The 23,763-nt window shown below is 60.3% G+C and carries 22 protein-coding genes and 3 pseudogenes; 3 read left to right on the top strand and 22 right to left on the bottom strand.

The window, feature by feature from the left end; genetic code table 11:
- Positions 1–86: 86 nt before the first annotated feature.
- Complete coding sequence (locus PGB28_RS19685) at positions 87–293, bottom strand: hypothetical protein (protein ID WP_007120662.1); 207 nt, start codon at positions 291–293, stop codon at positions 87–89.
- Positions 294–831: 538 nt separating this feature from the next.
- Positions 832–1,761 (bottom strand): DUF2493 domain-containing protein, encoded by a 930-nt coding sequence (locus PGB28_RS19680; protein ID WP_271423238.1) that lies wholly within the window; start codon positions 1,759–1,761, stop codon positions 832–834.
- A gap of 920 nt (positions 1,762–2,681) precedes the next feature.
- On the opposite strand from PGB28_RS19680, the pseudogene PGB28_RS21365 reads away from it, so the two are divergent.
- Positions 2,682–6,287 (top strand): annotated as a pseudogene (locus tag PGB28_RS21365) (YobI family P-loop NTPase).
- A 41-nt stretch (positions 6,288–6,328) separates the two neighbouring features.
- Here PGB28_RS21365 and PGB28_RS19665 read toward each other — a convergent pair.
- The 15 genes from PGB28_RS19665 to PGB28_RS19595 all read right to left on the bottom strand — a co-directional run bounded on the left by PGB28_RS19665 (position 6,329) and on the right by PGB28_RS19595 (position 19,539).
- Positions 6,329–6,880 carry a hypothetical protein gene (locus PGB28_RS19665; protein ID WP_271423235.1) on the bottom strand — a complete coding sequence of 184 codons (552 nt, stop codon included), beginning with the start codon at positions 6,878–6,880 and terminating at the stop codon, positions 6,329–6,331.
- A gap of 155 nt (positions 6,881–7,035) precedes the next feature.
- The gene (locus PGB28_RS19660) at positions 7,036–7,764 is read right to left on the bottom strand and encodes a DUF736 family protein (RefSeq protein ID WP_188678842.1); all 729 of its coding nucleotides are present in this window, start codon (positions 7,762–7,764) and stop codon (positions 7,036–7,038) included.
- 124 nt (positions 7,765–7,888) lie between these two features.
- Entirely contained in the window at positions 7,889–8,194 is a 306-nt protein-coding gene (locus tag PGB28_RS19655) for a hypothetical protein (protein ID WP_271423234.1), read from the bottom strand.
- A 19-nt stretch (positions 8,195–8,213) separates the two neighbouring features.
- Entirely contained in the window at positions 8,214–12,476 is a 4,263-nt protein-coding gene (locus PGB28_RS19650) for a strawberry notch family protein (RefSeq protein WP_271423233.1), read from the bottom strand.
- A gap of 101 nt (positions 12,477–12,577) precedes the next feature.
- Positions 12,578–12,730 (bottom strand): antitoxin PaaA2 family protein, encoded by a 153-nt coding sequence (locus PGB28_RS19645; RefSeq protein WP_248411066.1) that lies wholly within the window; start codon positions 12,728–12,730, stop codon positions 12,578–12,580.
- Positions 12,720–12,884 carry a hypothetical protein gene (locus PGB28_RS19640; RefSeq protein ID WP_271423232.1) on the bottom strand — a complete coding sequence of 55 codons (165 nt, stop codon included), beginning with the start codon at positions 12,882–12,884 and terminating at the stop codon, positions 12,720–12,722. The genes PGB28_RS19645 and PGB28_RS19640 overlap by 11 nt, the downstream gene beginning before the upstream one ends.
- Positions 12,885–12,977: 93 nt before the next feature.
- A complete protein-coding gene (locus PGB28_RS19635) occupies positions 12,978–13,496 on the bottom strand; it encodes a type II toxin-antitoxin system YhaV family toxin (protein ID WP_271423231.1) in 519 nt (172 codons plus the stop codon).
- Positions 13,493–13,819 (bottom strand): type II toxin-antitoxin system PrlF family antitoxin, encoded by a 327-nt coding sequence (locus PGB28_RS19630; RefSeq protein ID WP_005668772.1) that lies wholly within the window; start codon positions 13,817–13,819, stop codon positions 13,493–13,495. Before PGB28_RS19630 ends, PGB28_RS19635 begins: the two co-directional genes overlap by 4 nt.
- Positions 13,820–13,944: 125 nt before the next feature.
- Positions 13,945–14,577 (bottom strand): DUF6927 domain-containing protein, encoded by a 633-nt coding sequence (locus PGB28_RS19625; RefSeq protein ID WP_271423264.1) that lies wholly within the window; start codon positions 14,575–14,577, stop codon positions 13,945–13,947.
- Positions 14,577–15,170, bottom strand: a complete 594-nt coding sequence (locus PGB28_RS19620) for a hypothetical protein (RefSeq protein ID WP_025042408.1) — start codon at positions 15,168–15,170, stop codon at positions 14,577–14,579. Before PGB28_RS19620 ends, PGB28_RS19625 begins: the two co-directional genes overlap by 1 nt.
- A gap of 76 nt (positions 15,171–15,246) precedes the next feature.
- Positions 15,247–17,229 (bottom strand): ParB/RepB/Spo0J family partition protein, encoded by a 1,983-nt coding sequence (locus PGB28_RS19615; protein ID WP_271423230.1) that lies wholly within the window; start codon positions 17,227–17,229, stop codon positions 15,247–15,249.
- Positions 17,230–17,379: 150 nt separating this feature from the next.
- On the bottom strand, positions 17,380–17,769 hold the full coding sequence (locus PGB28_RS19610; protein WP_271423229.1) for a DUF3768 domain-containing protein: 390 nt from the start codon (positions 17,767–17,769) through the stop codon (positions 17,380–17,382).
- Between the two features lie 87 nt (positions 17,770–17,856).
- On the bottom strand, positions 17,857–18,066 hold the full coding sequence (locus PGB28_RS19605; protein WP_271423228.1) for a DUF6330 family protein: 210 nt from the start codon (positions 18,064–18,066) through the stop codon (positions 17,857–17,859).
- Between the two features lie 23 nt (positions 18,067–18,089).
- Positions 18,090–19,028 (bottom strand): ArdC family protein, encoded by a 939-nt coding sequence (locus PGB28_RS19600; protein ID WP_271423227.1) that lies wholly within the window; start codon positions 19,026–19,028, stop codon positions 18,090–18,092.
- Positions 19,029–19,068: 40 nt separating this feature from the next.
- Entirely contained in the window at positions 19,069–19,539 is a 471-nt protein-coding gene (locus tag PGB28_RS19595; protein ID WP_271423226.1) for a hypothetical protein, read from the bottom strand.
- A 367-nt stretch (positions 19,540–19,906) separates the two neighbouring features.
- On the opposite strand from PGB28_RS19595, the gene PGB28_RS19590 reads away from it, so the two are divergent.
- Positions 19,907–20,203, top strand: a complete 297-nt coding sequence (locus tag PGB28_RS19590) for a hypothetical protein (RefSeq protein ID WP_271423225.1) — start codon at positions 19,907–19,909, stop codon at positions 20,201–20,203.
- A gap of 28 nt (positions 20,204–20,231) precedes the next feature.
- On the opposite strand, the gene PGB28_RS19585 is transcribed toward PGB28_RS19590, so the two are convergent.
- The 5 genes and pseudogenes from PGB28_RS19585 to PGB28_RS19565 all read right to left on the bottom strand — a co-directional run bounded on the left by PGB28_RS19585 (position 20,232) and on the right by PGB28_RS19565 (position 23,166).
- Positions 20,232–20,648 carry a hypothetical protein gene (locus tag PGB28_RS19585; RefSeq protein WP_231017891.1) on the bottom strand — a complete coding sequence of 139 codons (417 nt, stop codon included), beginning with the start codon at positions 20,646–20,648 and terminating at the stop codon, positions 20,232–20,234.
- Positions 20,641–20,910: a type II toxin-antitoxin system prevent-host-death family antitoxin gene (locus PGB28_RS19580; RefSeq protein WP_099913506.1), complete on the bottom strand. Its 270-nt coding sequence runs from the start codon at positions 20,908–20,910 to the stop codon at positions 20,641–20,643. Before PGB28_RS19580 ends, PGB28_RS19585 begins: the two co-directional genes overlap by 8 nt.
- Positions 20,911–21,059: 149 nt before the next feature.
- A pseudogene (locus PGB28_RS19575) lies at positions 21,060–21,914 on the bottom strand (ParB/Srx family N-terminal domain-containing protein); the annotation flags it as partial.
- A gap of 758 nt (positions 21,915–22,672) precedes the next feature.
- Positions 22,673–22,972, bottom strand: a complete 300-nt coding sequence (locus PGB28_RS19570) for a CcdB family protein (protein ID WP_271423224.1) — start codon at positions 22,970–22,972, stop codon at positions 22,673–22,675.
- Entirely contained in the window at positions 22,972–23,166 is a 195-nt protein-coding gene (locus tag PGB28_RS19565; protein ID WP_271423223.1) for a type II toxin-antitoxin system CcdA family antitoxin, read from the bottom strand. Before PGB28_RS19565 ends, PGB28_RS19570 begins: the two co-directional genes overlap by 1 nt.
- Positions 23,167–23,392: 226 nt before the next feature.
- On the opposite strand from PGB28_RS19565, the pseudogene PGB28_RS19560 reads away from it, so the two are divergent.
- Positions 23,393–23,644 (top strand): annotated as a pseudogene (locus PGB28_RS19560) (Tn3 family transposase); the annotation flags it as partial.
- Positions 23,645–23,763: the final 119 nt, after the last annotated feature.

Genomic DNA, 23,763 nt, shown 5'->3' with positions numbered 1-23,763 from the left:
GTTGAACGCGCAGGGACCGGCATCCCTGGAACAGGGATCGGGCCGCCCCCGGATCGTCCTGGGGCGGCCCATCCTCGTCAGAGGATTCAGTCCTGGGGATCCTTCGCGCTCGGCGGGAACATCACCAGCTCCGAGACCGCGACGGGAAAGTCGAGCTTGAGGCTGAAGAACTCCGAGCCATCCCCGTTGCGGGTGTTGCGGAACATGGCGCCCACGCGTTGGAAGCGGGTGCGCTCCTGACCATCGGTGTCGGTGAACTTGACGGGGACGGTGGCGACGTAGTGGTTGGTCATTTGGGATACTCCTTGTTGCGATGGGGATCACCCAGCACGGGGGCAAGAGGCCCAGCCGCAAGCGCAAATGCGGAGGGTCCGCGGCCCGCCGTGGAAGCCGTATTTGTGCTTGCCGAAGCGGAAGCTGAGGGCACGATTGGGCCGACCCCGTGCGATCCACATCTATGAGCAAAAAGGAGTGATCCGGATGACCCTTGCCATCACGCAGCCGCCACCATCCGCGTCCGCGTCCCGCCGAGCCTGGCCGGGGTGCGGACGGAGCCCGCCGGCGTGGGTGTGATGTTCCGAAACGCCACCCAAGCGTTGTGCTGGTCTTCAGCCTCAAGTCCGACGTCTCGACCCCTCGCGTCTTACGCTGCTGGCGATCCATGTGAGGTGCGCACCATCCCCAGCCCGCGCCAATGCGGATGGACCGAACACTGACGGACCGGGTAGAGCGATGACAGTGCCGGCCGCCGCAGCCTGTCGATCTTGCGTAACCGACCGCACGCGCCATGAGACATGACGAAAGGGCCGCGCCAAGCGCGACCCCCTCTCTTCACTCCTGCGACGCCTTCTTCACCGGGTCCGCAACCCGCATGACCGTCAGGCCTTTCGCTTCCGCTTTCTGCCCGAGGTTCAGCGCGACCCCGTTGCCGCCGAAGAGTACAACCCCCGTCGCCGCGAACTTGTCGTCCAGCATCTCATCGTTGCACTTGAACGGTGCCGCCCGCCCGTGCGCGGACCAGCGCGGATCGAAGCGCGCCTGCGCTATCCCGCGTGCCCGGGCCCACCGAGCCGCAATCATCTCCGCCCCGTGCTTGCCACCCTTGTGGCAGAGGAAGATCTCCTGATTGCGGTTCTGCTTGATCCGTTCGCGAACCTTGTCCAGCGTGTTGAAGATCACATCGACATCGGTCCAGTCGGTGGCGCCTGAGACGATCAGGGGCACCCCCTCGACTTTCGACTTCTCGGCAGTCTCCCGGTCATGCTGCTCCAGGAGCTGCCGCGCCTCGAAGACCGCCCCGGTCTCCTGCGCCCGGACGCTCGCGCGCGACCCGGCTGCCGGGATGAAGGCGTGGCCCGTCTCGATCTCGTAGCATTCCGCCGCTGCCTCGCTCATCACCTCAATGGCGCTGACAATCTCGCGCAGCTGCAGAAAGCGCGCCTGCGCTTCTTCGAGCGCGGTCTCGGCGATCTCCGATCCGTCGTGAGATTTTGCCAGCGCGCCGATCTTGTCGGCGGTGCGGTCAACCTCCTTGCCAAGCGCCACCTTGCGCCGCTGCAGGATCGTGGCGAGCCCATGGGCCAGCGGTTCGATCTCTGCTTCAAGCCCGGTGCCGCGCAGCTGCCCGAGCAAAGCCTCGAAGCTGTCGCGGATAATGTGGTCGGTCAGGATGTGATCCTCGGGGATCGGCAGCTGTGCGTCCTTCTCGGTCAGTCCGAAAAGCTCGATGGTCTCGTAGGTGTTCGCAGTGTCGTAAGCCATGTCTGGTCTCCAGTGTTCGGTTCCAAGGCCACCACGTGAGTGTGGGGGCATGGCCGAATGCCTGGTTTCCGAATCTGCCCGGGTCAGGGACGGCGCAGCCGCCGGCTTGCCGGGCGCAAAAGTTTTCCGAGCGCGGCACCGGACACATGCGCGCGCTCACGCACGGGACCGCCCCAAGCCACCGGCTCCGCCCTCGCCGAAAAGTTTTGCGATCCTTGACGCGGGCTGATTTGGGGGCCATCCGGAGGATATGCTTCCGCACTCATGTGTGTGTGTTTTGACGGTAGGTTTGCCCGACACGAGCAGGCAAACGGCCCGACCGGACGCGGGAGACGGATGAAGTGGCGGGATCGTTTTGGCCTCGGGCCAAAACAGACCAGAGCGCAATCCGGCGGAGCGGCCGGGGAGGAACGTGCTCGCGAGGCGGGCAAACCGGGATGCCGGGTGCGACGCCGCGGTGAGGCCGCATGGCCGAATGCGCGACGGACCGAAGGGCCGTTCTCCCCTGCGACACGCGAAGCCGAGCTGGGGAGGCCGCAAGGCTCCAATCACATTAGAAGTTTAGGCAATCACCCTACCAGCCACAACGAGCTGATGCGCGTCAGAATCCGGCACAACGGGCGGATCGTACACATTCACTGCGCGAGTTGTCGACAACCGCTTCGCGCTAAAAACTGCCTCGGGCATCGCGGAGGCCAATGACTGCAATCAACCCAAGGCTTGCGAAACCTCCAATACAGTTGTTGGAAACTGGGCGTTTGCTTCGGTTGTGGCAAAAGGCTATTTCGAACCACAAGAGAAGGCTGTCTGCGACAAGTCAGAATTCGGCATCACAGCAAACATTTGGCCCCGAGAGCGCGTGGTCGTCTACATTCTAAGCGCGGATGGGACAAAGCTTGGAACATGGTAGACAACCCGTTATGAAATCCAACCTTACTAAAATCAGCCATTGGATATTCGGCAAGCTCGTCAAAATTGCGGAAGCATTGCGCTTGAGAACCGCTGCCCCCGTAGGGCCAGCAAAATTCGTTGACCTCGCCCCAACCGACGAGGCTGACCAAGGAGGGGTATATTCGGCTGCATTGAAGTTCGCGACCGACAGTCCGGACGTGTCAAACATCGCGCTCACCGGGCCCTACGGCTCCGGCAAGAGCAGCATCATCCGAACTTTCCTGAAATCCTATCCCCGAAAAGCCCTGCATATCTCTCTCGCCGCCTTCTTACCGGAAGCAGGTGATGAGCGACGCACAGTGACCAAACAGGAAATTGAGCGAAGTATCCTCCAACAACTTCTATATGGCGCAGATTCAAACAAACTGCCCCTCTCGCGCTTTAAACGTATCCAATCACCGGGATTCTGGTCGATCTTCCGATCCTTCTACATTCTTTCCGGACTACTCGCTCTTTGGCATGCGTTCTACAATCGCGCAGATATCTTTGAAGGGTCGTATTTCGAACCCTTCGATCTCACGAACTGGTTCAATATCTCCTTAGCCGTTTTTGCGCTAATCTTTCTTTGGTCTGTGATACATCACTTTTACGTCGCCAGCTTCGGTGTGTCCCTTAAGAGCATTTCGCTGAAGGACATCGAGATGCGGCCGTCTTCGGAAGACCAAGACTCAATCCTCAATCGTCACCTGGATGAAATCGTCTACTTCTTCCAATCTACGCGCTACGATCTCGTAATCGTGGAAGATCTCGATCGCTTCGAGGATTCCGACATTTTCGTCACGCTTCGCGAGATCAACAGTCTCGTGAACAGCAATGTAGGCGTGAAACGCCAAGTCAGATTCCTCTACGCACTGCGCGACGACATGTTTGTCAACACTGACCGGACCAAGTTCTTCGAATTCATCATCCCCGTCATTCCGATTATTAACAGCTCGAACTCAATTGACATGGTGCTCGCGCAGGGTGAGCGACTCGAACTGGACGGAAGGCTAGATCAGCAATTCCTGCGGGAGGTGTCTCGCTACCTCAGCGACCTCCGGCTGATCCATAACATTTTCAATGAGTATGCGATTTACGTCGCAAACTTGGAAACCGATGGCGAGAACGTGCTCGATGCCACGAAGCTTCTTGCAGTGCTGATTTATAAGAATGTCTATCCTAGGGATTTCGAACAGCTCCACCGCGGCGAAGGGCATCTCGCCGGAATTTTGGGGCGTAAAGACGAGATCATCGCCACTCTTGAACGGGGCTAACGATCCGAGATTGCCAACCTCGAACGCGACATCGCGGCGGCTGAACAGCAAATTCCGAAGGATCGGCGCGAGCTCAACCGCATTTATGCGATGGCGCTCCTCGAAACACTACCGGCAAATACCAGTGGCGTAGGCAGAACCCCACAAGAGAGCATTGCGCCTAATAGTTTGTCCGAGCATGCAGATTTCGAACAAATTATTACAACTCCGAACTTGCACTGCCGTCAGATCAATAATTATCGCTCTCAGCACAATAATTCTAGCTTAGAAGAGAAAGTCGACCCCAATGAAAGCTATGCCGAACGGGTGCGAAGCATCGAACAGAAAGCAGACGCACAAAAGAAGGCTGCGCATCGGCGAATCTCCGTTCTGAAAAGCGAGATCAAGACTATTCGAACGAGCAAGTTTAACGCCTTGCTGCGCTCAAGCGCGTTAGAAATCGAGAACCTTTTCGAAAATATCGGCGAGGGCGGCGAACTGGCTCGGTTCCTGCTCCTGGAGGGCCATCTCGATGATAGCTACTACCAGTATACCTCCTTGTTCCACACTGGACGGCTTTCACCGAACGACAACAAGTTCCTGATTCAGATAAGGGCTTTCCATACACCTGAGCCCCTGTTTCCGATCGACAACCCGAATGAAGTTATCGCTGGAATGAGGGAGGACGATTTTGGCCTTGATTATGCGCTGAACGTCCGACTCGTCGACGCGCTCTTGGAGAGCGGGGAGCATAAGAACCTACTAGAAAAGGTTTTTGCATATCTTTCAAATGAGTTTCCAAATCAGCAGGAGTTCTTCGAGGCCTACTATACGACGGGATTGCACATTGGCGAGTTCATGAGGCAGTTCATTGACGCTTGGCGCGGTTTCGTACCCGCGGCAATTGAGGATTCCTCCGCAATTTTGCATATTTCCCGCCTCATCGAACATCTTTCGCCAGCCACGCTGGCCCGGGAACGCGAGGAGCACCCCGAGCTGCGAGCGTTCGCCGCCAACAATCTCCGGGACCTTCTCGACCTGTTAGAGGGGATGGACCCGAGCAAGCTTGAAGAGTTGCGGATCGAAACGAAGGATCTTGCTGCCATCGATGAATATCCGAACGTTGCGCGCAAACTGTACGAGTTCGGTCATTACCGCCTGAACGCTGCTAACTTTGACTACATCTTCGGCTCTATCCTCGGAGAAGAAACTGGCCCAGACTTGCGTAAGCGACATTACTCGAGGGTTCGAAACTCCGGAGCCGAACCGCTCCTCAACCGGGTGGAAAGCGATCTTTCAGCGTACTTCACGAATGTGCTGTTGGAGATGAACGAGGACGATGAGGAGGATATCGAAGCGATATTGGCCGTGATGTTACACGATGAGCTCGATGCCAACGATGTCGAAGCGTTCGTCCTACGACAAACCAAGCTTCTGCCCACACTGGAAGAAATACCCGAGCGCTATCAGCCCCTGGTGTTCCGTGGGACACAGATCGCTCCTACTTGGTCCAACTGTCTCGCCTTTATCCAGTCTGAAAATTTCGGGGGTGACGCTCTCATCGCCTTCCTTGGCGATGATGAGGTCCGTACCGCTCTCCTGAAAACTCCAGTTCCAGAACCAAAAGAAGCACTCCCTCTTCGTCAGTTCCTCATCGATGCAGAAGGTCTCGCCGATAGCGTCTATCGTGATTATATCCGGGCGCTTCCAAAGGAATTCAAGGCATTTCCCAATGCAGTAAGCGCCGGCAAACGCCGAATACTCATCGAAGAGCGACGCGTCACCTTTAACGCCGAGAATCTGGCCACGCTTGACGGCGAGGCTGATCTTCAAACGGCATTCGTCGCTCAGAACATCGCCTCCTATCTTCGCGACCCCAGCTCGTATTCGATTGACGATAGCTTCCGCGAGAGATTGCTTGCTACCGATATCTCGGACGATGAAAAGCGGGCGCTCATTGGTTTAATGGACTTGAGCGGTCTTCCCAGCCTTCCAGAGCGCGCTGGCATTGTCGGGCCAATCCTTTTACGGGCAAATGGCGCGCTGCCTGCACTCACACCTGAGATCGTCAAGGCAGTTGTCGTGAATACCAAGCCAATCGGCACTCAGGTCCAGTTGCTCAATCTCCTCCATGAAACACTCGATACGAATGAAGTTCGTGAGGTCTTGGGAAAGCTTTCCTACCCATATTCGAAAATCCAAACCGGATATGCTCGTCCTACTCTCAAGAGAACGAATGAAAACAGCGAACTTGTTAGGTGGCTGGATGAGCGCAACATCATCTCTTCGGTAGGAACACCGTTCTGGTCAAACGATATCATGGTTAATCTATATCGGTCATAAGGTGTTGACCCATGCCTTTGACTTTTTCCGTAATCGCGTGATTACGAACGAACGTCGGCTGAGGTGTTCCCCGGCCGCAGCGGCATGATTTCACGCTCGGGACGCTTCAGGGCTTCGGCGTATTTGCGGGCATTGTCATCGATCGTGCTGTGCCACAGCTTCGAGACGAACGCTCGGGCGTCTTGGACCGTCATGTCCTTCAGCGATGAGGACAGCGCCATGAAGAGCTCATCCTCACTGATCGCAGCGGCACGGTGCATGGCGTCCGCGTAAAATGACGGATCGTTCAGGACCTGCTCGCTCAGCGGCATCAGCGCGAGGTTCTCTTCCGGTATCGCCATGAAGATCGTGTCCTGCAGGTCGGTCAGATAAGCACGCCGCGATGTGGACACCGGCTTGCCCGCCGCCTTGGCCTCTCTGTATGCCAGCCTTGTCGTCTCGAGCTTCGACTTGGCAAAAGACATGATAACATCGCGCTTTCGGGCGGGTAGCGCGAATTCGGTCCAGCGCTCGATATGGGCGGTGAGGATCTCAACCTCGGCCGCGACATCAAAGTTGTCAAACCATGGAACCGTCCCTGATCTCGCCGCCACGCGCCCGCTCCCGATACTACGTTAATATATTATTGTATAGCAATCGCACCAGATTGCAAGCGGGTGGGCTCCTTCACGCAAACGGACATGGAAAAAGGGAAACCGTGATCCCACGGCTCCCCTTGCTACTCGAATGTTCAAGCCTCGTGATATGATCAGGCGACCAGCGACAGCCCCGCGCCTCCATCCTGCGGCTGCTCACCACCGTCGATGAACGGGATGATCGAGAAGGTCTTGCCGCCGCGCTGTTCTTCGTTCTGCACGGCGTTGACCCGCAGATCGCCATCGGGCGTGTTGATCAGCAGCGACAGGTAGTCATTGCCCGTGCGGCTGCTCTTGGCCATCCAGGCAGACCCGACGCGGATCGGCTTGCCGCGGGGCGAGCTGACCTCGACCCGGTAATCGGGATGGGTGTCCTCGGACTTGTAGTCGTTCTCGATCAGCATGAAATCGAGGTCGAACATCATGTTGGCGATGTAACCCGCGAAGGCGTTGTCGGCGTCCATCGCGGTCAACTCGCCCGAGATTGAGCCGGATTTCATGAGGCCGTTCGAGACAAGCGGGATGATCTCGAATTCGCCGCTCTGCGCCGCACGCGCCTCCTGGGTCTGCACCGCATTGACACGGAACGGGCCGAGACCCACGTCGATCTGCATCGAGATGTAGGGGTTGCCACTGGTATTGCCGGTCTCGTTCCAGGCCGTACCGATGCGCACCTTGCGGCCCGACTTGTTGACCGCGGTCACGTCGTAATCCGGGCTGCGCGCGGACATCTTCGGGCGTTTTTCAAGCTGGATGGCGATATCGAAACGCGTCGAATGGATCACGCCAGAGTATTGAGCGGCTGCGGTCTCGACATTGCGGGTGAGGGTTCCTGCGAACATGGGATGGTTCCTTTTGGATTGGCCGGTGCCTGACGTCCTTGCCAGCGCATCCGGGATTGCTTTTTCGACCCCTCCTGGGATCACAAACCAGAAAGCTCGCTTTCCTTTCTTCCCAACCTTCAGTTCAGCGCTGGTGCCTGAGAGATTGTGCCACCTCCCCGCCGTGTACGACGCCCCTCCCCTGCCCGTCTGGTCTCAAATGGCTGTCCTGGGTATTCTCGTCGCCCTCCTCCGGTCCCGCGATGAAGAACTCTGCCTCATCCCCGTTCAACCGCTGCCCGCTGCGGTCGGTCAGCCCGATGGTGCTGCCGTTCGGCTCAAACGTGATCAGGTACTGGCCGAATCTGTCCTTGTGCACGCGGTAGCCGGTGTTGGCCCAATGTACGGTCTGGCCGGCATCGACGGCGGCCTTGATTTCATCGAGTGTCATGATCTTTCCCCCCCCTTGCCTATTCTGCTGCCACTGAAGCGGCATCTGGTGCCTGCCCCACGATCCGGGCCAGAATTCTGCCCGTGTCGATCCTGTCCCCATGCGGCAGGAACACCCGAAGCTGGAAGGCGATGATCTCGGTGAAGCAGCCGAGCGCCTTGAGGCCGTCGATCATGCCCCGATCCGCACCGCCCAACTCAAGGCGCATCTCGCCTGCGACCCGGCGGCGGGTCAGGGTCAGGCCGTGGCCCAAATCGACCTGGGCAGTGGTGCCCAGGGCGGCGGTCAGCATTTCTTCTGGGGTTTGTGGGTTGGAGACGAGGAAGCGTGCGCGCAGCGCTGCCGCCCCTTCCTCGCTCAGCGTGCGCCCGATCATCGCGGCCGCCCCGTCGGGCGTGACCCGGTAGATGCGCTCATTGGTGGTCGGGATGTCCTTCCAGATCGGCAAGAGCAGCCCGGTCAGCAGGTAGAGCTTGGTCGTGGTGGTTTTTGGCAGAGCAGCTGCTTCATCATCCCAGAGCCGGATGAATTCGGACTTCCCGATCTTTTCCCAGGCGGAGGCTTCAAACCGGGTCTCCTCGAGATAACTGGACCCGTTGGGCCGCACCGCCTTGCGCATCAGTGTGACGATATCCTCGTCATACATCTGCATGGGCCGCGCCGAGACGAGCGCCGCGCGGCCAGACGCGCGGTTGACCATCGGCTGTTTGTCCGGATCGCGCGAGAGCGCTTCATCCGCGGACAGCACATGCACCGGGTCCGTCACCTCGAGCCCGATGATCCGCGTCACCGCGCCGGATTTCGGGCAGGTCCAGAGGTCCTCCGCCCCGACCTGTTCGATCTTTTCGCCGCGCAGGGTTTCGACGCCGAGATCGAGCGTACCCGCCGCCCGCGCCCGTTCGGTCTGATCGGCGATCCGCCTCATGAACTCTGTAAAGAGCGCGTTCTGCATGTGGATCGGCAGCGCCAGCACCCGGTTGAGGAACCGTTGGATCGGGGGAAGCTCTTCGAGCAGCACCCCGTCCTTGTCGATCAGCCGCAGGGCTGTCCAGTCGGTGAAGCTCTCGTAGCTCATCGCGGCGGCGCGTCCGGCGGCAAGATCGGCGTAGTAGCCGCGCAGCGCCGCCCGCGCGATCGGGCTTTCGAGATTGTCCTCCTCGCGGAACATGCCTTGCGAGCCGGTTTCTCGCTGGCCCTTGGTGAGCGCCCCCAGCTGGTCGAGCCGTTTGCTGATCGTCGAAGTAAAACGCTTCTCGCCATGCACATCCGAGGTGCAGACCCGGAAGAAGGGCGCGCTGACCTGGGCCGAGCGATGCGTGCGGCCCAGCCCCTGGATGGCGGCATCCGCGCGCCAGCCGGGCTCAAGCAGGTAGTGCCGTCGCCGCTTCTGGTTCTTCGCGGTCTGAGCTGCATGATAGGACCGGCCCGTGCCGCCCGCATCGGAGAAGATCAGGACATCCTTCTCGCCGTCCATGAAGGCTTGGGTCTCGGAGGAATTGCTGCTGGCGGCGCGCTTCTCGATGAAAAGATGACCATCCGCCGCCTTCAGTGGCCGGATCGATCGGCCCGTGACTTCCGCCACGGCCTCGTCGCCGAAGGCCCAGAGGATCTGATCGAGCGCCGAGGGGATCGGCGCCAGCGTCATCAGTTCCATCATTGCCGCATCGCGCAGGGCGAGCGCCTCGCGCGAGACGACCAGCGCGCCGGTCTCGTCGCGCAAGGGTTCCGCAACCATGTTGCCGTCGATCTCGACCAGCTTTTGCGCATGGATCGGGAAGGCCTGCTCAAGATAACCCAGCACGTAGTCGCGAGGCGTCAGGGCACCCTCAACGAGTTCATCCTCCGGATCCATGGTCTCAAGTCGCCGCTTCAACAGGCTCTCACCCGTCGAGACCACCTGGATGACGCAAGCCTTGCCTGCCGACAGATCTTCCTCGATGGCACGGACGATGCTCGGGGCCTTCATGCCCATTAGGAGATGATTGAAGAACCGTTGTTTCGTGCCCTCGAAGCGGGACTTAGCCGAGGCGCGTGCGACCGAGGCATTGGTCTCGCCCGAGGCATCGTTGACGCCAGTCGCGGTCAACGCCGCTTCGAGATTGTGGTGGATCGTCCGAAATGCTCCCGCATAGGCGTCGTAGATCTCGATCTGAGCCGGGGTCAGCGCGTGTTCGAGCACGTCATACTCCACCCCATCGAAGCTGAGGGCACGGGCTGTGTAAAGCCCGAGCGCCTTGAGATCGCGTGCGACCACCTCCATGGCAGCCACGCCGCCGGCTTCCATCGCCGAGACGAAACTCTCGCGGCTCGGGAAGGGGTATTCGGGACCCTGACCCCAGAGCCCCAGCCGCGCGGCATAGGCGAGGTTGTGCACGCTCGTCGCCCCCGTGGCCGATATGTAGAAGACGCGGACGCGGGGCGCGGCAAGTTGCAACCGCAGCCCGGCGAGGCCCTGCTGGGAGGGTTTGACCCCCCTGCCCTGCTCGGACCCGGCCGCGTTCTGCATGGCATGGGCTTCATCAAAAGCCAGCACGCCCTCAAAGTCTTCGCCCATCCAGTCGAGGATCTGGCTGAGCCGCATGGTGCCGCATTTGCCCGCGGACCGCAGCGTGGCGTAGGTCACGAAGAGGATCCCGTCGCCCATCGGGACGGGCTGGTCGGGTTTCCATTTGGAAAGCGGCTGGATATCAGCAGGCGAGCCGCCGAGATCAGTCCAGTCGCGGATCGCGTCCTCGATAAGCGTGGCGGATTTGGAGACCCAGATCGCCTTTCTGCGCCCGGAAAGCCAGTTCACGAGAATGAGCCCCGCGCATTCGCGGCCCTTGCCGCAACCGGTGCCGTCGCCGAGGAAATAGCCAAGGCGATAGGCCCGTGCATCCGGGTCATCATCGGCGCGCGTCAGCTTGGTCTGGTCGTCATCGATGGTAAACCGACCGGGCAGATCACGCCCATGGGCATCATGCGCCATGATGATGGTCTCGAGCTGCGCCTCGGAGAGATGTCCCTCCTCTATCAGCCTTGCGGGCAGGCGCAATTCCGCACCACCGTCACCCGAAGGCACGGGCGGCGCGACGGAAGCCATGGCGATGCTTTCGACCAGCGGCGTGGGATGTTCCTGCGCACCCGCGATCTCGATCCGCTGCGGACGGTAGCGCGCATAGATATCCGAGACCGGCGTGTTGTCGCGCGGGATATCAAGGCACGTGAAAGTTAGCGGGCGGGCGGCATTGGCCCGGGGTTTGGAGGCGGCGACAGGCGCAGCGGCGGTCTTGCGCGGAGCAGAGGATGGAACGGTCGGCCGCCCGTTAGGGATCGCCGCTGCCTGTTGTACGGGGCGCATCTCGGTCCGGGTTGAGGCCACAGCATCAACATATGCCAAGGCTTCATCCAGATCCCGCACAGGGACGCGGATCATTTCGCCGTCCTCCTGCACCTTGTCGAAGACCATCAGCTGGGTTTCGACAGATGTGCCGAGCTTGCGGTAGACCTGCCCCGGCATCGTCAACGCCAAGCGCGGCGTCAGGAGACCGCAGGCGCGTGACCAATGCGCGGCATCGCGTTCGGGCGCGAATCCCGGCGGCATGATCGCCACCAGCCGCCCACCGGGCGCGAGACGCTTGGCAGCCGCGACGAGATGTTTGGCGGCGATATGCTTGTCTCGGGAGCGATCGACCGAGGAGGCGAAGGGCGGGTTCATCACCACCACGTCGGGCAGGACCGGCGTCTGCAGCAGATCGTCGATATGCTCGCCGTCATGGCCCGTCACCTCGCCGCCGAAGAGAGCCCGCAGGAGGCGCTGGCGAAAGGGGTCGATTTCATTGAGCAAAAGCGTGGCACCGGCCCGGGCGGCGAAAGCAGCCAGGGCACCGGTGCCAGCCGAGGGCTCCAGCACGGTCTCGCCCTTGCGGATCGCCGCCGCCCGCAAGACCAGCGCCGCAAATGGCAGCGGCGTGGAAAACTGCTGCAGCCGGATCTGCTGCTCTGACCGGCGGGTTTCCGTCAGGAGCCGCGAGGCAAGCAGCCTTGCAGCGGCGATGTCACCTGCCGCGCCGTCCCCACGCAGCAGCACCTGAACAGCCGCGGCCTGCATCAGGTCATATGCCATGCGCCAATCCCAGGCACCGCCGGCATCGCTGCCATGAAACGTTTCGCGCATGATGCGCGCGAGCGCTGAACTGCGCAGGGGCTGGTTGTCGACCTCCGCGCCGATCTGCGCGAGGGCAGAGGCGAGGTTAGCGTTGGAGATTGAGAGAGCCGGATTTGCCGGTTTGGGCTTGGACATGGGGGTTTCCTTTGGATCAGGGTCTGAGTTCCAAAGGACAAAAAGCCCGCTTGCGCTTTTCAGGGTGACGGGGTCAGACCGCGCTGACCTCCAAGGCTTGGTCAGGACTTGGGTTCGACCTCCCGTTTCGCATCAATCAATGCCTGTGCGGCCTGCATCACCTGAACTTGAGATGTTCCCGTGCATTCCTCCTCCAGCGCGGCCTGCACCTTCGCGCGAAACCACGCGTCATACGAATTGACATCAACCGCCACGGAAATGCTCCTCGAGCCCGATATCCAGCAGCTTGCCGAGGTCATCGGGCATGTCTGCAACGTGCACAGCAATTGGGAAATGGTGCCCCGTCAGGTCAGGCGCGCATTGCTCCTCTAGCCCGAGGTGCTGCCTATCCTTTTCCGCCTCAATCATTGTGCTTTCTCCGACCCTATTATCAGCCGAGCTACATCTTCCAGCGGGGCGTCGTAAACGATAATGCTAAAGGGTCACAGCAAGCTGGCCCACTTACCGATCGGGTGCCGCTTCAAGAGACGTCTCGAACCGCTTGTCCGCCGCCGCTGCTTCTTTCAAGAGCGCGTCGAAATTGTCCGGTGGATTGCCATCTTCCAGCATCCCCTTGAACGTCGCATAGGCATCCGTCTTGCTGCCGTAGGCGCGGAGGGTCTTGTCGTCGTTCACCCAGGCCACCACGATGACCTTCGCATCGCTGTTGAACCGATAGAACAGCCGATACTGCTGGAAGAATTTCGCCCGGAACCAGTGCTTGCGGTGATCGCCGAGCGTGCCGCCTTGCCGGTAGGCGGCGGCACCCGGGTCCGCCGGTATGGCCTCGGTGACCAGCTTGAAGATGGCTGCCAGCCGTTTCGTGGGGTTTTTCTTGCGCCAGGTCTTTGGATCGCGTGCCTTACGCGCTTCAACCTCCTCGATCAGCCCTTCGAGCTGATCCAGAAAGAGCGGATGCGCATAAATCGACCATCCGTTTACGACGAGGGGTGCTTGGGCGGGCACGCTATCGCCGCTCATTCATCCTCGAGCGATAGCGGCGCATCGAGATCGACGTCAACGTCTCCGACCAGTGCTGCAAGACGGTCATGCAAAGCCCCATCGAACGCCCGAATGCGGTCCGGATGCGCCTTGATATCGGCCTCGACAAAATCGAGAAAGGCTCCGAGCACGGGATCTTCCTCGTCGCTGCGCACGGGCTCGATATAGACCCTGCCACTCGGCTCGGTGCAGTAACGAATCTGGTCGCCCTTGCCCAGCTTGAGCTGTTTGCGCACACCCGCCGGCACGGTCGTCTGATACCGATCCGTGAGTTTCGAGACATCTTGTGCGAGCGCTGTCATGGCAGTCTCCTGAAAGAATGGGGGTCTTTGCTGCCCGCGATAGGTAATGCATTTGCATTGCCTTGTCAAGACAAGCCGCAGCATCTGCTGTCGCCGGCAGGTCGATCAACGGTTCGGCCCAGCACCTATTCTCGCCCCGCGAGATACTCCGCCAGCACAGGACTGGCAGCACCTTTCGCGGAGCTGAGCAGCTCCGAGCCCGCAAGCGAAGCCTTCGACAGGCGTACGAGCCCACCGGTTTCCTCGATGCGGTAGCAGCGGCGCTTTTGCCGCCCCCGCCTGTAGTGGGTCGCAGTGACGATCTGGCAGGTGCTGCCATCGGTGAGCGTCACGGGCGTGGCGAGCCTGATCTTGTCGCCTTCCTCGTAGTCCGGGATCGCAGCCCAGTCCTGGGCGTAGCTGTCCGGGTCTTTCAGGTCGGAGAGGAGCTCGATCAGCCCAAGGGGAGCACGAGACTCGTTCGGGCCAGCGCTTTCCTCCATGTCCTTGTAGCCCCAGCAGCCGTCATCGTATCGGGTGAGGAAGACAGCCCCGAAAGTGATGGAGCCATCAGGATCGGTCATATAGGTCGCGTCCTCGACAGGGGTGCCGTCGAGATTGGTGACCCTTGCCGCCGCATACCAGGTGGAGCCGACCTTGCAGGCTTTGACCAGTTCGGTTTTGCGCGTGTCGCCCTCAAAGGTGCAGAGCCGGGCAATCTCCACTTTCTCGTCCGCGTAGGATTTGACGCGGCCGTCGGTGTAGAAAAGCCATCCCATCACGCCGCCCTCCGGTCATCGATTTCCATCAGCGCATCGAGCGGCACGCGGTAGGGCTGCATGGCGTCGAAATCCTCGCAATTGCCGCAGTTCTGCACGATCGCGAAGGTGTCGCAGGCATCCTTGAGAATGACCCGGAAGGTGCCGCCGAGGCCCGAGGGCACCTCGTAGGTCCCGCCGATGAGATAGTCCGAAGCCCGGCGCACGAAGACGCGGATGCTGTGGCCATCGGTGGCGAGCCGGATGGCCCCCCGCCCCCGGTCGATGAGCACCTGCACGTCATCCAGGATGTCGGTGTAGAACTGGCCGGTCAGATCGCGAAACGCCATGCGGCGCTGCGCCATCCAGTCGGTGTCCCGAAACGGGTTCATGCCGTCGGCGAAGGCGAAGGAGGGATCGGCCTGCTCGGTCGTGACGATGCGGGTTGTCGTGCCATCGATGCCGTTTGAGCGCAGATGCACACCATTGCCGACGATCAGGATCAGGGCGGGCCTGTCCACGGGCCCGTTCCAGTTGGGCAGGAAGGTTTTGCAGGCGCGCGCATGGGCGATCTGCGCCGCAACAGCGGAGGCAGAGAACTTGAGAATAGCCATGGGGATGTCTTTCCGTTGGTTGTGGGAGTGTCGACCCGCGCGGGTGTCATGGTCCGCGCGCGGGTCACGTGATGCATCAGGCCGCTTGCGCGATGTCGCTGTCAGGCTCGGGGGTTTCCGCAGTGGGTTCCGCCTCATCAAAGGCGACACCGGCGGTCTGCATCATCGGCGGGCACCAGGCGGCCACGGCAGCGCGCTGCGCGTCCGTGAGCGTGGCGAAGGGTTCGGCGAAGAGCTTGTCGCAGAAGGCGACGATCTCTTTCTTGCTCGACGAGGCGAGCGTCACCGCCTCCTGGGCGAGACCCAGATCCTCGCCGAGGATCTTCAGGAGCCAGGCCTTCTTGAAGCGGTTGAAGAGCGCCGCGTTCGGCGTCCAATACGCGCGGATGTCGGGCATGATCTCGATCTCGAACGCATGCATCAGGCTGTCGCGCTGGCGGTCCCGCGCGAAGCAGGACTGCGTGGTGCTGGCCGTGGCATAGGCCACGAGCTTGGCCTTCTCCCCTGCATCGAGCGCGCGAAACGCCGCGAACTGATCGGCGGGCGCGCGGGCGTCATCGAGCCAGGAGAGATCAAGTGCATCATGCACCGCCGCCACCTGCTCGAGCGAGGTCTCGTCGATCTCGTCCATCTTGGCATGGCTGCGGTATTCCTTGCGGGCATCGATCTTGATCGCCTGCGTGACACTCATGCCGCTGGCCAGAACGTCACTGACCAGCTTGAAGAGCGTCAGATCGAGCGTGGCTTCCGGATGCAGCGCCATCGCGGCCCCAAGCGCCATGGCTCGCTCGGTCTTGAGGTCCTCAGCCAGTGAGGCTGGATAGGTGATTTCGTCCGGGTCCGGGGCCTCCTCCCCGGTCGGGCTAGCCGAGGAGCCGCGCGCGCCCTCCTCTTTGACGGTGTCCTCGGGGCGGACGAGACCAACATGGAGCGTGATCTGCCCACCCTGCCACGACGCGATTACCCCAGACCGCGCTAGGTCCTCGGCGCTGTAGGCCTCCTGCAGATCGCGCGCTTCCTCTTCCAAGGCGTCCACGCGCTCGTAAAGCGCGTTGTAGGCACCGTCCTCGAGCCCCTCATCCTCCATCTCGAGCTGCAGTTTCTCGAGTTCGGCGGTGATCTCATCGATGCGCTTTTGCGCAGCCTCATCAGGCTCGATCGGGCCGGGATAGACGCGGCCGTAGTCGGCCATGGTCGCGTAATCATAGCGGACCATCGCATCGGCCCAGGCAAAGCCCAGCTTTATGCGGGCCTCTTCGGCAGCGGCACCGAGCTTTTCGAGCAGGATGGTCTCGACCAGCGCCGCATCCTCGAGCACGGAATGCTCTTCCAGAAGGTCAGCCGCGACTGCGCCGCCACGCGCCTCGTAGTCCGCGCGCACGAAAGCCCCGATATCATCGCTGACCTGCACCCCGCGGGATTTGAGCGCCTGTCGAACGGTATAGGCCTGCAGAAAGCCGCCGTCTTTCGTGAGCGCCTCGTAGACCTCACGCTGCGCCTCTTGGCTCGGGTGCTCGGCGAAGGCTTTCATCGTGTCGAGCGTGATCACCTTGCCCCGAGCCGCGGCGCGGATGTCGGGGTGGATCAGGCCATAGCGCAACCGGCCTTTCACGGCCGCCACCGTGGTGCCGAAGGTCTTTGCGATCGTCTCGGGCGTCTGGCCGTCGACCTCCATCATCCGAGCGAAGGCCTCGAACTCGTCGATGGCATTCATCGGTGCCTGGGTGATGTTCTCGGCGAGCGACAACGCCGTGGTGACGTCGCAGTCGTCAGGGACAAGGCGGCAGTCGACCTTGGTTTTCGCGGTGAAACCCTTCTCGCTCTTGTCCGCAGCCAGTTCCTTCAGGGCGGCATGGCGGCGGCCGCCGGCCAACACGGCATATTTGCCGTCGATCTTCTGGACCAGGAGAGGCTGGAGCAGGCCCAGAACAGCGATGCTGGCTTTCAGATGCGCGATGTTCTCGGGGTCATAGGTTTCCGGGGAGTTGCTGCGCACGTTGGCGGGATGGGCGACAAGGTCGCCGATGGCGACAGAAACGGGTTTGAAGCTTGCGGTCATGGGATATCCTTTTCGATGGGTATGGTCCGGCCCGCGCTCGCGCGTGACCAATCCCCGGGTTCGGAGATCAAAACGACAGAAGGCCCGCTTTGCCTTTTTAGGGGCAGCGGGCCTTCATCGTCTGGGCTGTCAGTAGGGGTGTCCCCTCCCCTACCAGTCGCGCGACATCATGATGGTCAGCACGCGCATCGTTGTTGCAGGGTTGTCCGGGGTCTCGGCCCCGTAGCGGAAATCGGAGTCCGCCTCATAGAGATCGATTTTCCAGAACACGGTCTCGCCGCGGACCTCGACCGCCCCGAAATCGTGCCATCCCTCGGGGTCATTCTCGGGCTCGAATGTGGCAAACTCACCGGTTGCCTTCACCGCCTCTGCCATGAAGCCGTCACCGGGCTCCATGAGCGAGCGGGTGACATGCATGCGGCCTTGGATGGGCGCCTCTGGCGCTATCCCGAGGCAGGCGAGCTTGCGGAAGGCATCGTTCTGATCGGCGATTACGGCGGGGTCTGGGCGGTCTGTCAGAGGCTGTGCTACGGAGGTCATGGGTCTGTCCTTTGAGAAGTTGAAACACCCTTCCCAAAGCCCGCTTTCACTTTTCTGCTTGGCGGAAGGACCGAAGCAGAAGGTGCCCTACCCGAACAGCCCTCTGGCTCTGTAATTCGGGTTGGGGATGGTTTCGATCCAGCCGCCCTGTTCCTTGATGGTCTCGAGCGCTGCCGAGAGTGGATAGGCACCCTCGGACGCGCTCCACCAATAGGCACTGCGCTTGAAGGTGATGATCTTGCGGCGGCCGTCAGCGAAGCAGGCCACCCGCAGCGTCTTGGGTTCCTTGCGTGACATGGGCGTCTCCGTTCTCCGTGTGGTCAGGCGGCCTCGGCACTGCGCCCTGCCCTGCCCGTCTCCGATCTGGCGATCAGATAGTCGCAGGCGCGCTGCGCGTCCGCGGCGTGCCGGAAGATCGCGCCCTTGTCCGAGCGCAGAACGCGCAACCAGTTGTGGAGGTAGGCGGCATTCATCTCGAGCGTATGCGCCGTGAAGCCGAGCGTCTGACCCAGGAACACCGAGGTCAATTCCGCGACGATCTCTTCGCGCGCATAGGACGTGTTGCCGAACTTCGAGAACCCGAAATCACGGTTCAGTCGATGGGGGGCCTTCGTGGCATGGGCCAGCTCATGGGCCCAGACCCCGTAGAAATTGCGCGGGTCCTGGAACCGCGTGATGGACGGCATGTAAACCTTGTCCACGGGCGGCAGGTAGTACGCTTCCGTTCCTGTGAAGACGGTCGTGATGTCGATGGCATCGAAAAACGCCTGCATGTGCGGGATGGGCTCGGACGGCGGATGCTCGGGCACGGGCTCCGGGTCAGGGTAGAAACTGTCGGGCAAGCCCTCGATCTGGCAGGCGTTGAACACGCGATAGGATTTCTGGAAGCGGAAGATATGGGCTTCCTCGGAGCGATCATCGCCATCGCTGCGGTCGTCCTCGCCGCCCGCGTCATTCCGGCTTTGACCGTAATAGACGACGACAGAGGATTTCTCGCCCTTGCGGACCTTTGCGTCCAACGCATTGGCCTGCGGCAACGTCATCCAGAAGGGAGAGCTGTGGCCCGCCATCACGGTCCGCATTGTCAGCAGGAAGTTGTTCACCCCCTGGTAGGGTTCTCCGCCCACGCGCAGGGGACGAGAGCTGCCCCCTGCGGTCCAGGGCTTGCGCCACGGCAGGACGCCGCGCTCGATGATGCGGATGATTTCGTTTGTGATGACCTCGGAGGCATCGAATTTGGGCGTGCGGGATCGGGCCATGGCTGGCCTCCTTTCGAGTTTTGGTGAGAGGGAATGGGGATCAGATTGACCGACAGGGGCGCGGATCGTTGGCGATCCTGGCACCGAGGGCTTCGACCATGTCGATGTAGGTGGTCAGCGACACGGACTTGCCGGGACCCGAAGAGTCAGGGTCGACCGATCCGTCCCGCGCCACACGCGGCAGGTTCGCGAAGGCGATGACATCGGTGACGGGTCGGATATCGATGAACGGGGTGCCACGTGAGACCGCAAGAGTGGCCAAGGGAAAGCGCTCGATCGGCGCGAAACTCGACACGGTGGTCCAGCCGAGGTGGATGAATGTCCCGCCCTCTCCGCAGATCACATGCGCGTTTGGCAATGACGCGGCCTGCTTCAAATACCCGAGATCACACAGGACGGTCTCGCGCTCGAGCCGTTGTGCCTGCCCCGTCTGGCCGGTTCGGCGTAGTCCCTTGTGTCGCCACCACGAGGCAGCGTTCGCGCGCAACACGCGCAAGACACCTATTTGCATGGGAATGCCCTTCATCAGGAACGGCAGACCGGAATCCGGCCCGGACCCATCTGAGGGACCCCAAAGGCCCTCATCCGTCAGTCACAAAACCCAAAGAACACTTTCACTCTTTAGGGATCTGATGCCGGAGAATGTTAAATGCGAAGCTCATGAGAACCTAGGATCCTGCACTTTCCGGCATCAGACCCCGATGAGGAACAGGATCAGGCCGGTTCAACCCTCTTTCGGGCACCCTCTCTCCGACACCCTCAGGCCTGACCCTCCCCGGCCCTCCTCTTCTTCTCAAACCCCATGATTTCCGGAGGTGGCTTGATTTTGTTCCTGTTATGTTCTATTTTAAGAACCACGCTAAGAAGGGAGATCCCCCATGGAAAGCACCACTTACGCCCTGCCCGCGACGCCAAAGCAGATCGCCTATGCGCGCGCGCTGGCCCTGCGCAACCAGACGCTTCTGCCGTGGGAGGTTCAGCAAGATCGGCGGTCGCTGAGCGCCTGGATCGACGCACAAGCCAAGCTCACACCCTCGACAGCGCTGGACAGCCTGCCCTCGTCCAAACAGGTCGCCTTCGCCGAGCGCCTCGCCCGGATCAAACGCCGCGCCGTCCCGGATGAGTGTTTCCGCGACAAGGGGCTGATGTCGAAGTGGATCGACGGGAACAAGTGAAGCTGGGCAGACCCTGCGGTGATCGAGATTACTTCAGCCGATCGACAACGGATGCCCCGCCCGACCTGGCAAGCGCGATCAGGCTGGACTGGATTTTGGATGTGAAGACTGAGCTGAATGTGCCGATGGGCGTGCGGTCCTCCCAGACATAGGACCGCTCCAGAATATCGGTGTTGATCTCGTCCAGCATGACCCATTTGCGAACATGGGTTTCCAACCCCACGCGCTGCGACTCGATCTGGGGCACCTCGATGAACTTGCGCGATGGCAAGGGCGGCTGCGTGGTGATCGGCAGGATGAACACCACGGTCTCGCTATCGGACTTGGCGACAGTGACGGCGATACAAACAGGCCGCGTCTTGCGGCCCTCGGTCTCACCGGCCATCTGTTCGCGTTTCCACAAGAACGGATAGCGGAAAACCTCTCCAGCACTCGGCTTAGTCATCAGACTGCGTCAAGTCCCGCTCGAGTCCTTCTATCATCAGCGCCTTGAGATCCTCGGGCATCTCGTCAACCATATGAGCCTGCTGCGTAGCCCCCCGGGTGAGTTGCTGATACTGATCCATGCTCATCAGCACGAATTTAGGCTTGCGGTGCTTGGTGATCGCAATCGGCGACCGAATGGCCGCGTCGAACAGGTCACTGGTGTGCCGCGTTAGGTCGGCCGCCTTGAACTCGGGAAGCTCTTGCATGATCTGGGTCTCCATTCGTGCAGAATATACATAAATTCCGGATATTCTGCAAGAGATGGGTTGAGCCCTCCCATGTGTCATCCGAACCGCTGCACGGTCTCAGCGTAGATGTACACATTGGCGGTGATGCCGTTCTCGATGGACTCGGCCGAGGTCAGATGGTCGTAGCCGCGATAGACTGCCAGCGCGCCGTAGCGATCGAGCGTGACGAACGCCCCTGCCCGCCTGATGTCTGTCGGATTGAAGACTAACGGCAGGGCCTCGATCTTTTCCATCTCCGCTTCCGACACGCGAAGCCGCTTATCAATCTCGGCGGGGGTCTCATCCTGTCCCGCGTGTTCTTCTTCCAGCGCCTGATACTCGGAGAGCCGTTTGGTATGAACCGCTTCCTCTTCATCCGTCATAGGTGCCGGATCGCAGGACAAGGACCGCATGCCGTGGCTGTAGCCGTAGGGCAGGTCGACTGCGACCTCGATCCACTTCCAGCCCTCAACCGCAACCGTCTCAGCCTCGGCCTGGAGTTTTTCCGTCACCAGCCGATCGAGCAAGGCAGGGTCCTCGAGCGAACTGTCGCCATCGCCCTGGAAGAGGTCATGCAGCATCGGTCTGACCCTTGTCAGGCAGAGACACAAACGCGCGGAACTGGTAGAACGGGTGCAGAGTGACGCGCTGCATGTTTTCCGCAAGGCAATCGTCCTCGGCCAGAATCTCGAACCCCGCACGATGCAGGAAATGGGCGTGGTCTTCGCCAACCGCTTCTGCTTCACCAGCAAGGACAATGCTAGGAACCGGCGGCCCCCGGTTGGGATCTCGAACTTGCCGGTCTCGGTACCATCGTCAGCCAACACGGGCCGCACGCTCAGGCTCTGCATGAGGCTGCGGCGAGCGATGTCTTCGGCCAGGTCCTCGACGGACACGCCGGCCTTGATACGCCGCACGTTGGACTGCCTCAACATCAGTTTGTCGAAAGGGATATCGAGGGACCGGGACAGGGTGATTATCTGGGCAGCTTTGGTCATCAGATATTCTCCACGACGGGCGTCGGAAGCCACTCTTCCGATCTCACTTCCGGTCACCCTCAAACCAACACTCCTTTCCCTATCACGGTGGTTCTTGACCGCGGTCAAGAAGTTCATGTGGGAGCAAGTTGTGTGCGTAGGACCCTTTCAAAATAGGCGTCAGGGTGTTTGATCGTATCTGCTCTTGCTATCAGGTAGTCAAAGATGATGTCGCGTAGCCCTTAATTGTGAGATGGGAAATTCAAGGAAATCAACGGCAGTGCTTTGCCCTTAAATATGAGATTTTGCCCTTAATTCCGATATTTTTGCCCTTAAACCTGAGACAGGGGTCAAAGACTTGTGCTGCAAATGTCGATGGAAAATGATGGCGAAGACTCGGTTGCCTTCGGTGCTGAGGAGGAGCGTAGGGCTGCGGTGCCACGTCTGCTTGCCGCAGTTGGTCACATTGCACAAAGGCGGGCGAGAAGCAAAGGCCCCATGACAGCCGAATCTCGCAATTAAGGGCAAAACTCGATGCCGAAAGCGTCTCGTCTCAGATTTAAGGGCAACGCGACAAGCGGTAACCTTTCAGGCGGGGCATGGTGGATGGAGTACTCATCAGAAACGTTTAGACAGCCACGAGACTACAAACAAGTTGGCGATGCCCTCCCGCAATGGACCCCACATACGCTTTATCCTGTCGCCGAGCTAAGCAATGCCTTACACTGAGAAAGGTGATCTTGCTCGACGAGGGACGTCGGATGCTTGTCGTTATTGGGTCAAAAGCCTTGCATAAGCATGTCGACGGCTATTGTGATTTTTTCAAAATCCTCATCAAGCTTTCCGACCGAGGACTTGAGAATCCCTGCCGGGACTGCAGCCATGAACTGCGTTACCATGACGACAGGTTCCCCGCTTATCACGAAGGTCGGATTTAGCCTCGTCGCAGGTTTCGGCGAACGGGAACTTGGCAGCAACGGTACAACAACACGCGTATTCAAATCGCTTAGTAGATCGGTTTGCACGTCCAACAGAAAGCCGTCTCCTGATGGATTGGGAAACACGTCATACTTGGCCATCAGAACTGGCGGAACTCATCAAGCGGCAGGCCATGCTTCTCAACGTAGGAGTTGGAGCTCCGAAGGGCGGCGGCATTCTCAGCTTTCCATTGCTCTGCTTTGGCGGCTGCAACTGCATGTCGAACCCCCTCTTCTGCTGCGCGAGACAAGTTCACCTTCAGCGCCTTGGCTTCTGTGAGCAAAGCGATATCCATAGACAGGTTTGTAGGTTTTCGTGGTTGAGAATTCATAGGCCAAGCCTCCTGAAGCGAGGATATCACTCGAGAAAATGCGCGTCAATCATACGCATATATATTGCGCATGATAATCTGATGGATTGGATGCTGGCGTTTTCGGTGGGTTTGCCGGAATGTGGGAAGTCAAAAGTTAAAACAGGCTCATTTGCCCAGAGGTCAATGTCCCGTAAGATAAACACTCTGTCCCCGCCAGCATGAACTGGCCGTGGCGCTCCGAGAAATCGGCCGCATCGAGCGCACGCTGTTCATCATCGAGTGGTTACTCGACGCCGACATGCAGCGTCGGGCTCAGGTCGGGTTGAACAAGGGCGAGGCACACCACGCCTTGAAAAACGCCCTGCGCATCGGGCGCCAGGGTGAAATCAGGGATCGCACCGCCGAGGGCCAGCACTACCACATGGCGGGCCCCAATCAGCTCGCGGCAATCATCATCTACTGATGGTGTGGATACCTCACCCCGCAACGGCATCGCGATGTGCCAATATGGTGACGTTCAAAGCACCAGAATGGAGGAGGTATCCATGAACGAGGTTACAATCATCGGCATTGATTTGG

This window comes from Primorskyibacter aestuariivivens (genome assembly GCF_028023675.1).
Lineage (GTDB): Bacteria > Pseudomonadota > Alphaproteobacteria > Rhodobacterales > Rhodobacteraceae > Marinovum > Marinovum aestuariivivens.
The sequence above is the reverse complement of the archived record's forward strand: the minus strand, read 5'-3'. Positions and strand labels throughout refer to the sequence as shown.

Coding starts and splice junctions, on each gene's coding strand:
- PGB28_RS19685 (WP_007120662.1), bottom strand. CDS start 293: ATGACCAACCACTACGTCGCCACCGTCCCCGTCAAGTTCACCGACACC.
- PGB28_RS19680 (WP_271423238.1), bottom strand. CDS start 1,761: ATGGCTTACGACACTGCGAACACCTACGAGACCATCGAGCTTTTCGGA.
- PGB28_RS19660 (WP_188678842.1), bottom strand. CDS start 7,764: ATGTTCGCAGGAACCCTCACCCGCAATGTCGAGACCGCAGCCGCTCAA.
- PGB28_RS19655 (WP_271423234.1), bottom strand. CDS start 8,194: ATGACACTCGATGAAATCAAGGCCGCCGTCGATGCCGGCCAGACCGTA.
- PGB28_RS19650 (WP_271423233.1), bottom strand. CDS start 12,476: ATGTCCAAGCCCAAACCGGCAAATCCGGCTCTCTCAATCTCCAACGCT.
- PGB28_RS19640 (WP_271423232.1), bottom strand. CDS start 12,884: ATGATTGAGGCGGAAAAGGATAGGCAGCACCTCGGGCTAGAGGAGCAA.
- PGB28_RS19635 (WP_271423231.1), bottom strand. CDS start 13,496: ATGAGCGGCGATAGCGTGCCCGCCCAAGCACCCCTCGTCGTAAACGGA.
- PGB28_RS19630 (WP_005668772.1), bottom strand. CDS start 13,819: ATGACAGCGCTCGCACAAGATGTCTCGAAACTCACGGATCGGTATCAG.
- PGB28_RS19625 (WP_271423264.1), bottom strand. CDS start 14,577: ATGGGATGGCTTTTCTACACCGACGGCCGCGTCAAATCCTACGCGGAC.
- PGB28_RS19620 (WP_025042408.1), bottom strand. CDS start 15,170: ATGGCTATTCTCAAGTTCTCTGCCTCCGCTGTTGCGGCGCAGATCGCC.
- PGB28_RS19615 (WP_271423230.1), bottom strand. CDS start 17,229: ATGACCGCAAGCTTCAAACCCGTTTCTGTCGCCATCGGCGACCTTGTC.
- PGB28_RS19610 (WP_271423229.1), bottom strand. CDS start 17,769: ATGACCTCCGTAGCACAGCCTCTGACAGACCGCCCAGACCCCGCCGTA.
- PGB28_RS19605 (WP_271423228.1), bottom strand. CDS start 18,066: ATGTCACGCAAGGAACCCAAGACGCTGCGGGTGGCCTGCTTCGCTGAC.
- PGB28_RS19600 (WP_271423227.1), bottom strand. CDS start 19,028: ATGGCCCGATCCCGCACGCCCAAATTCGATGCCTCCGAGGTCATCACA.
- PGB28_RS19595 (WP_271423226.1), bottom strand. CDS start 19,539: ATGCAAATAGGTGTCTTGCGCGTGTTGCGCGCGAACGCTGCCTCGTGG.
- PGB28_RS19590 (WP_271423225.1), top strand. CDS start 19,907: ATGGAAAGCACCACTTACGCCCTGCCCGCGACGCCAAAGCAGATCGCC.
- PGB28_RS19585 (WP_231017891.1), bottom strand. CDS start 20,648: ATGACTAAGCCGAGTGCTGGAGAGGTTTTCCGCTATCCGTTCTTGTGG.
- PGB28_RS19580 (WP_099913506.1), bottom strand. CDS start 20,910: ATGGAGACCCAGATCATGCAAGAGCTTCCCGAGTTCAAGGCGGCCGAC.
- PGB28_RS19570 (WP_271423224.1), bottom strand. CDS start 22,972: ATGGCCAAGTATGACGTGTTTCCCAATCCATCAGGAGACGGCTTTCTG.
- PGB28_RS19565 (WP_271423223.1), bottom strand. CDS start 23,166: ATGGATATCGCTTTGCTCACAGAAGCCAAGGCGCTGAAGGTGAACTTG.